Origin of the sequence: Priestia sp. YIM B13486 (genome assembly GCF_042787865.1) — a bacterium.
GTDB lineage: Bacteria > Bacillota > Bacilli > Bacillales > Bacillaceae_H > Priestia > Priestia megaterium.
Genome location: NZ_JBHZOZ010000002.1, coordinates 583,863 through 596,824, shown reverse-complemented (window position 1 = coordinate 596,824; position 12,962 = coordinate 583,863). Strand labels below are relative to the sequence as shown.

The 12,962-nt window shown below is 39.5% G+C and carries 13 protein-coding genes and 1 riboswitch; of the genes, 2 read left to right on the top strand and 11 right to left on the bottom strand.

What is annotated here, in order from left to right; genetic code table 11:
• Window positions 1-2: 2 nt before the first annotated feature.
• The 11 genes from ACFX4G_RS07190 to ACFX4G_RS07140 form a co-directional block, all read right to left on the bottom strand.
• Window positions 3-404, bottom strand: a complete 402-nt coding sequence (locus ACFX4G_RS07190; protein ID WP_013083164.1) for an acyl-CoA thioesterase — start codon at window positions 402-404, stop codon at window positions 3-5.
• Between the two features lie 13 nt (window positions 405-417).
• Entirely contained in the window at window positions 418-1,200 is a 783-nt protein-coding gene (locus ACFX4G_RS07185) for an enoyl-CoA hydratase (RefSeq protein WP_013083163.1), read from the bottom strand.
• Window positions 1,200-2,081: a 3-hydroxyacyl-CoA dehydrogenase family protein gene (locus ACFX4G_RS07180; protein ID WP_097823416.1), complete on the bottom strand. Its 882-nt coding sequence runs from the start codon at window positions 2,079-2,081 to the stop codon at window positions 1,200-1,202. The genes ACFX4G_RS07185 and ACFX4G_RS07180 overlap by 1 nt, the downstream gene beginning before the upstream one ends.
• An 83-nt stretch (window positions 2,082-2,164) precedes the next feature.
• Window positions 2,165-2,728: a TetR/AcrR family transcriptional regulator gene (locus ACFX4G_RS07175; RefSeq protein WP_025751919.1), complete on the bottom strand. Its 564-nt coding sequence runs from the start codon at window positions 2,726-2,728 to the stop codon at window positions 2,165-2,167.
• A 90-nt stretch (window positions 2,729-2,818) separates the two neighbouring features.
• Window positions 2,819-4,435 carry a long-chain-fatty-acid--CoA ligase gene (locus ACFX4G_RS07170; RefSeq protein ID WP_377573570.1) on the bottom strand — a complete coding sequence of 539 codons (1,617 nt, stop codon included), beginning with the start codon at window positions 4,433-4,435 and terminating at the stop codon, window positions 2,819-2,821.
• Between the two features lie 19 nt (window positions 4,436-4,454).
• The gene (locus ACFX4G_RS07165; RefSeq protein ID WP_377573567.1) at window positions 4,455-5,228 is read right to left on the bottom strand and encodes an SDR family oxidoreductase; all 774 of its coding nucleotides are present in this window, start codon (window positions 5,226-5,228) and stop codon (window positions 4,455-4,457) included.
• A complete protein-coding gene (locus ACFX4G_RS07160; protein WP_377573564.1) occupies window positions 5,206-6,450 on the bottom strand; it encodes an acyl-CoA dehydrogenase in 1,245 nt (414 codons plus the stop codon). Before ACFX4G_RS07160 ends, ACFX4G_RS07165 begins: the two co-directional genes overlap by 23 nt.
• A gap of 151 nt (window positions 6,451-6,601) precedes the next feature.
• Window positions 6,602-6,865 (bottom strand): DUF1292 domain-containing protein, encoded by a 264-nt coding sequence (locus ACFX4G_RS07155; RefSeq protein WP_013057050.1) that lies wholly within the window; start codon window positions 6,863-6,865, stop codon window positions 6,602-6,604.
• Between the two features lie 86 nt (window positions 6,866-6,951).
• Window positions 6,952-8,676: a PAS domain-containing sensor histidine kinase gene (locus tag ACFX4G_RS07150; RefSeq protein ID WP_097823419.1), complete on the bottom strand. Its 1,725-nt coding sequence runs from the start codon at window positions 8,674-8,676 to the stop codon at window positions 6,952-6,954.
• Window positions 8,677-8,837: 161 nt separating this feature from the next.
• The gene (locus ACFX4G_RS07145) at window positions 8,838-9,152 is read right to left on the bottom strand and encodes a YckD family protein (RefSeq protein ID WP_377573559.1); all 315 of its coding nucleotides are present in this window, start codon (window positions 9,150-9,152) and stop codon (window positions 8,838-8,840) included.
• Between the two features lie 73 nt (window positions 9,153-9,225).
• Complete coding sequence (locus ACFX4G_RS07140) at window positions 9,226-10,344, bottom strand: NAD(P)/FAD-dependent oxidoreductase (RefSeq protein WP_097823420.1); 1,119 nt, start codon at window positions 10,342-10,344, stop codon at window positions 9,226-9,228.
• 335 nt (window positions 10,345-10,679) lie between these two features.
• Between ACFX4G_RS07140 and ACFX4G_RS07135 the strand changes: the two genes are divergently transcribed.
• Window positions 10,680-11,192, top strand: coding sequence for a CBO0543 family protein (locus ACFX4G_RS07135; RefSeq protein ID WP_043982468.1), 513 nt, complete (start codon window positions 10,680-10,682; stop codon window positions 11,190-11,192).
• A 66-nt stretch (window positions 11,193-11,258) separates the two neighbouring features.
• Window positions 11,259-11,441: riboswitch (Lysine riboswitch) on the top strand.
• 145 nt (window positions 11,442-11,586) lie between these two features.
• Window positions 11,587-12,915, top strand: coding sequence for a diaminopimelate decarboxylase (lysA, locus tag ACFX4G_RS07130; RefSeq protein WP_377573555.1), 1,329 nt, complete (start codon window positions 11,587-11,589; stop codon window positions 12,913-12,915).
• Window positions 12,916-12,962 lie beyond the last annotated feature (47 nt).

The following is a 12,962-nucleotide window of genomic DNA, read 5'->3' as shown; positions in this document are numbered from 1 at the left end:
AGTTAAACAGCTACTTTATAATTCATCAAAAACTGCTTAATGTCCGCTGGAATAGACACGCTTTTTTGTGCATCAAAATCAAAGTACACGATGACAGCTTCTCCTTTAGCAATCAGGGATCCCGTCTTGCTGTCGGTAATTTCATGACCAATTGTAAAGCTTTTATTGCCGACATTAGATACAAAGGTTTTAATCATTAGCACTTGATTAAAATAACCTTGCGCAACAAAATCACATTTAGTAGACGCTAAAATATACTCCCACTTTTTTGTATGCATGGATGCTCCCATTTCTTCAAAAAAAGCAATACGGGCCTCTTCTAAATAAATGAAATAGCTCGTATTGTTAATGTGACCGAGTGCGTCTGTTTCGCAAAAGCGCACTTTGACCTGTGTTTCATACATGATCTCTCCTCCTTTACTTATGTGAAAAAACAGCGGGACGCTTTTCAATAAATGCTGATACTCCTTCTTTAATATCTTCTGTTTGAAAGACTTCTTCAAACAGCTCTGCCTCAAGTTCAAGACCTTCAGATAATGTACGATTCATTCCTTCGTTTACCGCTGTCTTAATTCGAGAAAGTGACGGAAGAGAGTGACGGTTAAATTTCTTAGCCAGCTCTTTTGCTTTTTCGAGCCCTTTTCCTTTAGGCGTTATATGATTGGCAAAGCCTGCATGAAGCGCTTCTTCTGCAGAAACAGGACTGCCGGCAAACATCCACTCTTTAGCTTTAGAAACGCCGATTACGCGTGGAAGACGCTGAGTTCCGCCGCCTCCAGGAAACAATCCGAGCTTCACTTCCGGAAGACCTATTTGAGCATGTTCTTCGGCAATGCGTATATCAGCGGTTAGTGAAAGTTCGCATCCTCCTCCAAACGTTAAACCATTTAACACGACAATTGTTGGTTTTTCAATGTTTTCAAGTTTTTGCAAAACACGATGGGTTTTCATAAACTCTTCTTTAATGCCGCTTTGCCCCATTAACTGAGGAAACTCTTTAATATCAGCTCCAGCCATAAACGCCCGGTCGCCCGCTCCTGTTAAAATGATTGTAATGACATCAGGATCTTTACTAAGCTCTTCATACGTTTCTTCAAGCTGCTGCACAACAGTCTGGCTCATTACATTTAAAGGCGGGTTATCAATGGTTACAATTGCCGTTTTCTCCTCTTTTTCAACACGTACAAATTTTTTCATCATTACTTCACTCCTTGTGTGTGGTATGTGTAAAAACCTTTTCCTGTTTTACGTCCAAGCTCGCCTTTTTGAACTTTTTCTTCAATACACGCAGCTGGCTTGTCCTCTGGATCCCCCGTTTCGCTATAGCGCTGCTGCATCACAAAATATCCGACGTCAATTCCCGAGAGATCCATCAATTCAAAAGGACCGATCGGGTGATTGAGCGCTTTTTTGCAAATCGTATCAATGTCTTCAAAATCTGCGTATCCATTTTCATAAAGGAAAACGGCTTCTTTTTGCAACGCTCCTAAAATTCGATTAGCAATAAAACCTGAGATTTCTTTTTTCAGAAGGACTGCTGTGCGATTAATTTGCTTGCAAACGTCCATTGTCGTTTGAGCTGTTTTTTCACTTGTCTTTTCACTCATCACAACTTCTACGCAGTCCATTACAAGGGGAGGGAAAAAGAAATGCATGTTAACGATTTGCTCTGGACGGTTTGTTGCACTTGCAATAAGCGAGTTAACAATTGTTGAACTATTCGATGCTAAAATGGCGTGACTTGGTGCGTACTCATCTATTTCTTTAAAGACACTTTGTTTTACATCTAACTTTTCTACCACAGCTTCAATTACAAAATCAGCATTTGAAACCGCTTCCTTTAATGTGTTTGTAAAAGACAATCTTCGGAATGCGGCTTCCTTAGCCTCAGAAGAGATTTTTCCTTTATGAACCCACTTGCCTATAATTGCTTCCAGCTTGTCTTTTGCATCAATGAGTGATTGTTCATTCATATCTTGAATAATTGTTTCATATCCTCCGAGTGCACAAAGCATACCGATTTGATGTCCCATTTGTCCTGCTCCAATAACAGCAATACGCTGTATATCTTTACTATTCATGTTATAGCCTCCTTTTAATATAAAAGGAGAGAAAGAGCTTGTACTTTCCCGCCTTTTACGAGCACTGTCTAGCCCAGCAGCTACTATGACTCAATACCTTTCATCAGCATCTTATAAAAAATAGCCGCAACTTCTCGATCTGTCTTTTCACCATCTGGCTGAAACCAAAAATAGCTCCAATTTGTCATTCCTAATATGCCTAGCGTCACGATATCTGAAGGCAAATCTGAACGGAACTGCCCTGCTTCCATGCCTTTTTCAATAATTTCCTGTACGTTTTCTTTAAAACGATCGCGCTTTGGAATGATTTGTTCTAAGTGTTCTTCACTCAAATGACGCATCTCTCGAAAAAACACTTTAGCTCGAAGACCTTCTTTCTCAATATCATGAACAAGTTTAAAAATAATGCTGTGAAGCTTTTCCGGATAAGATGTTGTCTTATCTGCAAGAATCGTCTCTTGGTTTTCTATTAATCTTTCAATATATTGAAGGTGAATATCCATTAAAAGCTCTTGTTTGCTTTTAAAATAATAATAAAACGTTCCTTTTGTGACGTTTAATTCATTTACAATATCTTGAATCGACGTTTCTTTGAAACCTTTTTGAGCAAAAAGCTGAATGCTTCGTTCCATCATCAAATCTTTCATCGTCAAACCCTCTCTGTCTTTTCTCATTTTCACAAATTATACCATGGCTTAGAGGGAGCTTTTGAAAAAGTTTGTTTATGTTCAGCTTATTTACGTCGTTTCTTTCACCACTTCTTCTCGTAGTGCCCGTCGCAAAATTTTTCCTACATTGGTCTTAGGAAGCTCAGCGCGAAACTCAAAGATTCGCGGGATTTTGTAAGCTGCAAGGTGCTGTCGACAATAAGAAGTGAGCTCTTCTTCGGAAAGAGATTTCCCTTCTTTCACTACCAAAATCGCTTTAATGGTTTCTCCTCTGTAAGGATGCGGCACACCAATTACAACGGCTTCTTTAATGTGGCTGTGTTCGTATAAAACTTCTTCAATATCTCGAGGGTACACATTAAAACCACTCGCAATAATCATATCTTTTTTGCGATCAACAATGGATAAATACCCGTCTTCATCTATCTGTCCAATATCTCCTGTGTACAGCCAGCCGTTTCTAAGCGCGTGAGCCGTCTCTTCAGGTTGATTCCAATAGCCCTTCATAACTTGAGGGCCTTTAATTACTATTTCTCCAAGCTCTCCTCTTGGCAGTTCTTTTGTTCCTGTAGCCACATCAACAATTTTATAAGCAGTTTGCGGAACGCCAAGTCCGACTGTACCTGGCTTTCTCTCACAAAACGGCAGGTTGCAGTGCGTCACAGGAGATGCTTCTGATAACCCGTACCCTTCTAACACTTTAGCGCCCGTTTTTCGTTCGAACTCTTTCATCAGCTCAACAGGCATCGGCGCACTGCCGCTGTTGCAGATGCGAATACTTTCGATGTTGTATTCTTCTGCCTGAGGATGATTGGTAATAGCAACATACATAGTTGGCACACCGGGAAAAATACTAGGCTGCTCTTTTTTTATTGTATTTAGTACTTCTTCCAAATCAAACCGCGGCAATAGCAATATTTCATTTCCGCAAAGAATTGATAAATGCATACAGGAAGTCATGCCAAATACGTGAAACAATGGAATAACGGTTAAGCATTTTTCTTTTCCTAATTCAATATCATGCTTAAATATTTCGTATGATTGAACTGCGTTTGTGTAAATGTTTGTATGTGTAAGCATCGCACCTTTAGATGGTCCGGTCGTTCCTCCCGTATACTGAAGAACAGCAATATCGTGTGATGGATGGATAACCGGCTGGTTAAATTCATATTTTATGGTTAAAAAATCTAGGAAGGAAAGGTCTGGTGATGCAGGAACAAAAGGTTTTTGCAAGCTGACGGTTATCGCTTCTTCTATATCAACGCGGTTTCTTATTTCTTGAAGTCTCGTATAAAAATCATCGAGTATAATGATTTTTTTTGCCCCGGAATCGTTTAAAATATGCTCTAGCTCTTGTTCGACAAGCATAGGATTGACCTGAGTAACAATGCCGCCCGCTGCTACAATGCCAAAATAGCTTATTATATATTGCGGACAGTTTGGCAGCATAATCGCTACACGATCTCCTTTTTTAACCCTTTTTTTCTGCAGTGCTCCTGCAAATACCCGAACTGAGTGATACAGCTCCTGGTACGTTAACGTATGCTGATACATGCGCGTTGCTGTGTGAGCAGGATAACGTTCGGCTGTTTCTTTCAGCATATCAAATAGTGAAATATCTTCGATGTGAATGTCATGAGTGTAGGCTTCTGGATAAGGTGTAAACCATTTTTTAACGTCTTCCATCAAGTTACTCCTTTCTTATTCACATAGCATGAACTCCACCGTCTACTGTCAGAACATCTCCCGTAATATAATTAGACGCTGCAGAAGCAAGAAAAACAGCTGCCCCTTTCAAATCAGCTTCGGAGCCAAAGCGTTTTAAAGGAGTTTGACTTAGAAAATAATCTTTGCCTTGTTCCATAATCGCACCTGACATTTTAGTAGGGAAAAATCCAGGCGCAATCGCATTAACTTGAATATTATGCTGTCCCCATTTGACGGCTAAATCTTTCGTAAACGTAATGACCGCTCCTTTACTCGTGTTGTACCCGATTGTATCCATGTACTGAGGATCTGTTCCTCCAAGACCGGCAATTGAAGCAATGTTAATAATCTTGCCAGCTTTTTGTTTAATCATTTCTTTTCCAGCTTCTTGGGCCATTAAAAACGTTCCTGTAACATTAATATTCATCACTTTTTGCCATGCTTCAAGAGGCATTTCTTCAACCGGAGCACCCCACGTAGCTCCGCTGTTATTAATTAAGATATCAATACGTCCAAATGTTTCAATTGTTTGGTGCACGACATTTTTAATATCTTCAGGCTGACTGATGTCGCAAGTTAAGGCGAGCGTTTTTACATCGAGGCGGGCCAATCGATCGGCCACTTGTTGACATGCTTCTTTTTTTCTCGAACATACAACAATATTTGCCCCTGCCTCTGCAAGCCCTTCTGCCATTTGTTCTCCTAATCCTCTGCCTCCGCCGGTAATAATAGCTGTTTTCCCAGTTAAATCAAACAAGTCCTTTATGTGCATAGGTTGCCTCCTTTTCTTGATAGGGTTTTAGCTCAAGTCTTGCAAGCTGTGCTTTGTGCACTTCGTCTGGACCATCAGCGAGGCGAAGAGTGCGAGCATTTGCCCAAAGTGCCGCAAGCGGCGTGTCTTCTGAAACACCTGCTGCTCCAAATGCTTGAATAGCGCGATCAATGACTTTTAAAGCCATAGCAGGAGCCATTACTTTAATCATAGCAATTTCTTTCCGCGCTTTTTTATTTCCAACTGTGTCCATCATATAAGCAGCTTTTAATGTTAATAAGCGAGCTTGCTCAATTTCAATACGCGATTCTGCCACCCATTCTTGAATAACCCCTTGCTGAGAAAGCAACTTATTAAACGTAGAACGGTTTTGAATACGCTTACATAACTCTTCAAGCGCTCTTTCCGCTGCTCCTATTAAACGCATGCAGTGATGAATACGTCCAGGCCCCAATCTGCCTTGAGCAATAGCAAACCCTTTTCCTTCGCCTAAAAGCATATTAGACGCTGGCACACGCACATTGTCATAATGAATTTCAGCATGTCCATGAGGAGCGTGATCGTATCCAAAGACTGGCAGCATTCGTTCAATTTTAACTCCTGGCGTATTTAAAGGAACTAGAATCATAGACTGCTGTTCATATTTAGATGCGTTAAAATCGCTTTTTCCCATGACAATAGCAATTTTGCAGCGAGGATCTCCCGCACCTGAAGACCACCATTTTCTTCCGTTGATCACATATTCATCGCCTTCTCTTACAATACTGCACTGAATGTTTGTGGCATCAGAAGAACCTACATCCGGTTCTGTCATAGAAAAGCAGGAGCGAATGTCTCCATTTAACAGCGGCTTTAGCCATTTTTCTTTTTGTTCGGACGTTCCGTATCGAACCAGCACTTCCATATTGCCGGTGTCAGGAGCTCCGCAGTTAAAAGCTTCTGGTCCAATAATAGAACGGCCCATAATTTCGCAAAGAGGGGCATATTCGACATTTGTTAGACCCGCTCCGTATTCGCTTTCTGGCAAAAATAAGTTCCATAATCCAGCTTGCTTTGCTTTTTCTTTTAACTCTTCCATGATCGGAGGAACAGCTGACCATCTAGATGGCTGTTCATTCAGCTGTTGTTCGTATAGCCGTTCATTTGGGTAAACATGCTCTTCCATAAAAGAGCTCAATTCTTCTTGCAGCTTCACTACTTTGTCAGAGTAAGAAAAATACACGGTAGTCCCTCGCTTTCATTTACTTACTAACCGGTTGGTATGTTACATATTCATCATAAATGAAGGGAAATAATTCAGCAAGGTATTTTTAGAAAAATTCTAAATATTATATTATTTAAAAATAAAAAAAGAGAGGTTTTAACCTCTCTTTTTACGCGGATGTCATTTCCTCAAATACGGCTGATACCTTTTCAAATTCATCGTCATCTTCAATTGAAGACCATTCACCATCATCTTCAATTTTCAAAAAGAAAACATCAATTTCTTCTTCTGTTTCAATTAAAACTTCTTCAACAAACGCAACAGCAATATAATCGTGCCCTTCAATCGTCATTTTTCCAAGCACTTCAATATCTTGCTCTTGATCATTTTCGTCTAAAATTGTAAAAATCTCTCCCGTTTCAATGCGTTCCATCTTATTCCCTCCTATTTTAACCTCATTATTCGTTCACTAACATGTATTCCCCTTTAGAAAAGGTTTCATGCTTATAAAAGTAGAATCTATTTTTTAAAAGGCAAAAGAATGTCTACGGTAGTTCCTTTTCCAAGTTCACTTACAAAGTTAATTTCTCCTCTATGTTCTCGAATGATCTTATAGCACACCATCAGTCCAAGCCCCGTTCCTTTCTCTTTGGTACTATAAAAAGGTTTTCCTAAATGCTGCATTCTTTCCTGCGTGATGCCTGGCCCCTCGTCGCTAAACCGGATAACAAGGTTCTCCTGATTAAATCTTTTTAGTTGAATCGTTACGGTTCCTCCACTTGGCATAGATTCGACTGCATTTTTAAATATATTGCTAAACACCTGTTTCAACTGATTTTCTTCGCATAATACGAGAGGAAGATGAAGATCAATTTCTTTTTTTACGTGAATTTTCTCTGTAATCCCCTGCACCTCAGCTAGCTTTAAAGTATTCTCTAAAATATCTTGGACATGTTTGTCTTTGTAGGTTTTCGCCTGAGGCTTTGCAAGACTCAAGAACTCATCGGTAATCAATTCAATTCTATCTAACTCATGATTTATCATTTCTACATAGTAAGGCTGACCGCTCGTTTCTCTTAATAACTGCATAAATCCTTTTACCGCCGTCAGAGGGTTTCGAATTTCGTGAGCTATACCAGCCGCTAACTGTCCGACTAAGGAAAGCTGAGCGGATTCACCCAGCAATTTTTCAGTTTTTTTACGTTCTGTAATATCACGAAACAAAACTTGAATGGCCTGCTTTCCCATATAGGGAATAGGAAAGGCAATGGTTTCGGCATCAATCGTATGACCGTCTTTATGAATAAACTTTTCTTCCTGTAGGTCTACAGATTTATTTTCTGTTTTCATTCGATAAATTCGCTGTTTTACCACATCATAGTAATCAGGGTGAACAAACTGATAAACACAAGCTCCTAATACGTCTTGAGGACTTTTGTATCCTAGCGCTTTGGCTCCTGAAGGGTTGATGTAATCAATTTTCCCTTCACTATGAACGATAATCGCTTCCGGCGATAACTCAATCAAGCTTCGGTAACGTTCTTCGCTTTCTTTTAAAGCCGTTTCAGCCTGCTTGCGTGATGTTATATCTCGATAGACAAAAGCAATGCATAGCGGCCAATCATTCATATTTTCAACGCGGAAGAGTGTGACGCTTACATTAATTAAATGACCGTCTTTATGCTGTCTGACCGTCTCAAATTCCGTTTTCGATTCACCTGATTGAATGGTCTTATGAAGTTCGCACACTGGCTCCTTTAAAAACGAAGGTATAATCGGAAGAGGCTTTTGATGAATTTCTTCAAACGTCCAGCCAAATGTATTCTCAAACGCAGGGTTCACTTGAAGCGTTTTCCCTTCTAAGTCAACGACAGCAACAGCATCTGCGTTATGATAAATAAAAGGCTGAACCTGTTCTTTTTTCTCCTGATAACTAGTTATATTCACGCAATGTCCCATAATTTCAGGCTTTTCTGTGTAAGATAAAGGGGTTAAGTTTACTACATAGCGTTTATCATTTATTTGAAGCTCGTACATAAGCTTTTTCTTTTTGTTTAGTGCTTCGAAAAAATGCTCATACGAGACCCATTCTTCTAGAGGTATTTTTTGGTCATGAACGCTTTCACCTTGATACATACTGTAAACAAGATGGTCATCTTTTTGTTTGTAAGCAAATATGATTCCTAGCGCCTCAGCTGAATGATTTTCTGCATGTAATCGGACTATTTTTTTATTTTTGTTCATCGTTCATATTTACCTACCCCTCACTAACATCTTTCCTACTCGTTCTCATTCTCTTAATTTTACATGAGGATTTTAGAATTTACTAGATAAAGAAGCGGATATTTTCCATTCATTCACATAAAAAAAACGCCTGTAAAGGCGCTTTTTTATGTGAATAGGAATTACTTTGAATGATGCATTTTATGACAGTGTCGCTTTGGCACAAAACCATTTTGCTCCATATGCTGATAGCGATTTTCCATATGTGAAGAAATGTTTTGACTCTCCGTTTTGCTTAGCACGCCGTACTCCACATATTTTGAAAGTATTTCTTTCTTTTTTGCTAGCATTTCTTTGTACAGCACGGACAGTTCCTGCTTTTGCTCAGACGTCAACTGCACGTCTTTTATTTCTGGCTGAGGATTGTTTTCCGCTAATACAGGCGTCGCGCTCATAAATAAAAAAGCTGCTGCTGCACTTATCATAATCTTTCGCAAACAATCTACTTCCTTTCATCATATAGTAGTTATAGTTTGCGAACTTCTATTTGTTTTCATTCATTCTGTTTGCTTAAGACTCGATAGCTCCTCCTACATCATAGTCGCTAAGATCAATTTCCATTTCCATTTCAAGTGCTAATTTAGCAAGCTCTGAACCAAGATAAGGACCCGACGTTAAGCCTGAAGCTCCGAGACCATTCGCTACTAGTATTCCTTCGTAAGCCGGAAGAGCTCCAATGACTGGCAAGAATCCTGGAGTAAATGGTCGAAACCCTACCCTTGTTTCTAAGACTGTGCTTTCTGTTAAGCCGGGAGCAATTGATAAGGCCTTTGAAAAAATCTCATGCATCCCCCCAGCAGTTACTCTCAAATCATAGCCCTTGTCGTTTTCATGTGTTGCTCCAATGACAATTTGACCTTGTTCAAATGAAAGAATATATTGGTCGCTTGGAGGCATCACAACGGGCCAGTCTTTTGTATCTACATCAGGGAGATGCAAGTGGACAATTTGCGCTTTTTGAAAGCTTGCTAAAAATTTCACTCCAAGAGGCTCTAGTAATTGATTTGCCCACGCTCCTGCCGTTACGATTGTTGTACTTGCTAGAAGGGTTTGTCCATTTACGGAAACGCCCGTTACTTGATTATTTTCATAAAGTAGTTCTGCGTTTCCTTCTATTATTTTTGCACCGTTTTTCTTCGCTGCATTCACAAGTGCGTTTCGAAGAGCTCTTCCGTTAACGCGAGCGGCTCCACTAATATGAACTGAACTGTATTCTTCCGAAAGAACCGGAAACAAAGCCTGTGTTTCTTTAGCGGATAAACGTGTAATCTCGCCTATTTCAGGAGCTTCTTCCCGACGCTTATATGCTCTTTCTTCCATTTTTTTAAGCTTTTGCTCATCAGTATGTAAGCTAATTGCTCCTACTCGCTTATATCCCGTATCCGTTTCTCCATCTTCTTCTAATTGCTGAATTAATGTTTGATAGTACTTAGCGCCGCCTTTTGCTAAGCGGTACCATGCTTTATTTCGACGCTGCGAAAGCCATGGACAAACAATTCCTGCTGCTGCATCAGTAGCTTGACCTGCATCCTTGCGATCTATCAATGTCACATCTGCTCCTGCTTTTGCTAAATGATATGCTGTAGAAGCTCCAAGTACCCCAGCTCCAACTACGATGTATGTTTTCATACCAAAACACCCTTTTCTTTCTTCTAATATTCTCATGCTATATGTACGCAACTTTAGCATAGCAAAAAAAGAAGTCACATACTAGGCGAAGCTATCTTGAGCTTATTTTTGAGTCTTGCTGACTTTGACATATAGCTCCTTTCATTGTAAACAAAAGCGCAATAAGTTCTTTTACGGGAATTATGGTGAGATGAAGCAAACCACAAATAGTGATCACCCATATTTAACACTGCGCTTACCGCTTTTTTATTATAGTTTCTGAATAAAAAAAGGAAAGAATAAAACCACTATAATATGTAAATAAAAAGAAATAACCATTATTTTAAGGAGAGCGTATGCAATCTTCATTTGTATTATTTTTCATCATTCTTGGTTTACTATTTGGCAAGTGGCGAAGGTATCAAGAATACTATCCTACTTTGCTGTTTTGGGTCACAGGGAATTTGCTTTATGAAGTGCTGCTGTTTCATCACCGCGTATGGGTATTTCACCCTGTAGGTATTGATCACCTTTTTCTACCCGATCACCTAATGGTTTCCCTTGGAATAACTTTAATTATTTATCCGTTTGTTATACCGGTTTTTTTAGGAAGGCTGCCGTTGCATGTAAGCGGCAGGCTGTGGTGGATTCTTTTGTGGGCGCTTTTATTTACTGTGATTGAGTTCATTGCTTATGTTAATCACAGTATCACTCATCATTATGGATGGTCGCTGCTGTGTTCTTTTCTCTTCAACATTGCCACGTTCTCACTTTTAGTCATTCATCAGAAGACAGCACTGGTCGCTTGGATTCTATCTGGAAGCTTCATAGCTTTCTTATTTATTTTTTTTGATATTCCTATGCCTTAACTTTTCATTGACTAGACGGAGGAAAAGGAAATATAATAGGAATTACATTTAAATATAATTTTCCTCTCTGAGAATAGAGGTGCATGAAATCAAGAGTCACTTATTGGAGACTAATGGAGTCTGTGAAGATAAGTAAAAGGGATTTCGTGCCGAAGTATATAAACATCCATTGTGTTCATATACTGGTTCAGTATTGAATAAATGCTGAGCTGTCACAAACCATTTGGTTTGTGGAGAGCTATTGAAGAGATGTTGATGCCTAGAATGTAATAATACTTTATTATTATGAAACCAAGACGCGTGAACATCACTTCACGGGTCTTTTTTGTGTTTTTCTACTGACCATCAAAGTTCAAAGTTATAGTTGAATGATTTAAATGGAGGGATACGGATTATGTACTTACATGGAACGAGTAAAATTAACAGCAGCAATCATTTAGAAATTGGGCAGTGCGATACGGTCGAACTGAAAAAACAATACGGCACTCCCCTATACATCTACGATCAAGAATTAATTGAAACGAAATGCAAGGCCTTCCATTCAGCCTTTCGAAGAAGCGGATTTTCATATCAAATCGCCTATGCAGGGAAAGCATTTCTTTGTATGGAAATGGCTAGCCTTTTAACGAAGCTTGATATGTCACTAGATGTGGTCTCAGGAGGCGAATTATTTACAGCGCTTGAAGCTGGATATCCAGCTGAACGCATTCATTTTCACGGCAATAATAAAACGATTGAAGAAATGGAAATGGCTCTTGATGCGAATATTGGCTGTTTTGTTGTTGATAACTTTACCGAACTTGAAGTTTTGCATGCCTTAGCAGCTGAGCGCAAACAGAAAGCATCTATTCTTCTGCGTGTTACTCCAGGAATTGAAGCCCATACACATGAATATATTATGACCGGACAGGAAGACTCCAAGTTTGGATTTGGTCTTTCCAATGACCAAGCCATGAAAGCGGTAAGTTCTACGTTAGAAAAGCCTTACTACGATCTTTTAGGCATTCATTGTCATATTGGTTCGCAAATTTTTGAAGTAGATGGTTTTTCTCGCGCCATTGATATTTTAACTGATTTCTTATTCAGCATTCGTGATAAAATGGAATTTGAAGTAAAAGTTTTAAACGTAGGTGGTGGTTTTGGTATTCGTTATACCGAAAGCGACTCTCCTCTTCCAGTTGAGTATTATGTAGATGCACTGACAGAAAAGCTAAGCCGCACGTTAACTGAACAGAATTATACCCTTCCAGAAGTCTGGATTGAGCCTGGAAGAAGCATCGTAGGAGAAGCAGGTACAACGCTTTATACAATTGGATCAACGAAGGAGATTCCAGGTGTACGAAAATACGTAGGAATTGACGGCGGTATGACCGATAATATCCGTCCTGCTCTTTACGATGCAAAACATGAAGCTGTCTTGGCTAATAGAGTGACGGATAAAAAAGATGAAACAGTATCAATTGCGGGTAAATGCTGTGAATCAGGAGATATGCTTATTTGGGATATTGATTTACCGCGCGTTAATCAAGGAGATTTATTAGCAGTGTCCTCTACAGGTGCCTACAACTATTCAATGGCTAGCAATTACAACCGTATTCCGCGCCCTGCTGTTGTATTTGTAAAAAATGGAGAAGCTCGTCTTGCTGTAGAGCGAGAAACATACGAAGATTTGGTGCGTAAAGATGTAAAGCCAGTCGTTACTACGTATGCAATGAGCAAATAATAGCTGTTCTTGCGTAGTAAAAAAGCTATTATTGTTTGGAGGAAATC

Excerpts from the sequence above, each read along its gene's own strand:
- ACFX4G_RS07190 (WP_013083164.1), bottom strand. The coding sequence starts at position 404 with ATGTATGAAACACAGGTCAAAGTGCGCTTTTGCGAAACAGACGCACTC.
- ACFX4G_RS07185 (WP_013083163.1), bottom strand. The coding sequence starts at position 1,200 with ATGATGAAAAAATTTGTACGTGTTGAAAAAGAGGAGAAAACGGCAATT.
- ACFX4G_RS07180 (WP_097823416.1), bottom strand. The coding sequence starts at position 2,081 with ATGAATAGTAAAGATATACAGCGTATTGCTGTTATTGGAGCAGGACAA.
- ACFX4G_RS07175 (WP_025751919.1), bottom strand. The coding sequence starts at position 2,728 with ATGAAAGATTTGATGATGGAACGAAGCATTCAGCTTTTTGCTCAAAAA.
- ACFX4G_RS07170 (WP_377573570.1), bottom strand. The coding sequence starts at position 4,435 with ATGGAAGACGTTAAAAAATGGTTTACACCTTATCCAGAAGCCTACACT.
- ACFX4G_RS07165 (WP_377573567.1), bottom strand. The coding sequence starts at position 5,228 with ATGCACATAAAGGACTTGTTTGATTTAACTGGGAAAACAGCTATTATT.
- ACFX4G_RS07155 (WP_013057050.1), bottom strand. The coding sequence starts at position 6,865 with ATGGAACGCATTGAAACGGGAGAGATTTTTACAATTTTAGACGAAAAT.
- ACFX4G_RS07150 (WP_097823419.1), bottom strand. The coding sequence starts at position 8,676 with ATGAACAAAAATAAAAAAATAGTCCGATTACATGCAGAAAATCATTCA.
- ACFX4G_RS07140 (WP_097823420.1), bottom strand. The coding sequence starts at position 10,344 with ATGAAAACATACATCGTAGTTGGAGCTGGGGTACTTGGAGCTTCTACA.
- ACFX4G_RS07135 (WP_043982468.1), top strand. The coding sequence starts at position 10,680 with ATGCAATCTTCATTTGTATTATTTTTCATCATTCTTGGTTTACTATTT.
- lysA (WP_377573555.1), top strand. The coding sequence starts at position 11,587 with ATGTACTTACATGGAACGAGTAAAATTAACAGCAGCAATCATTTAGAA.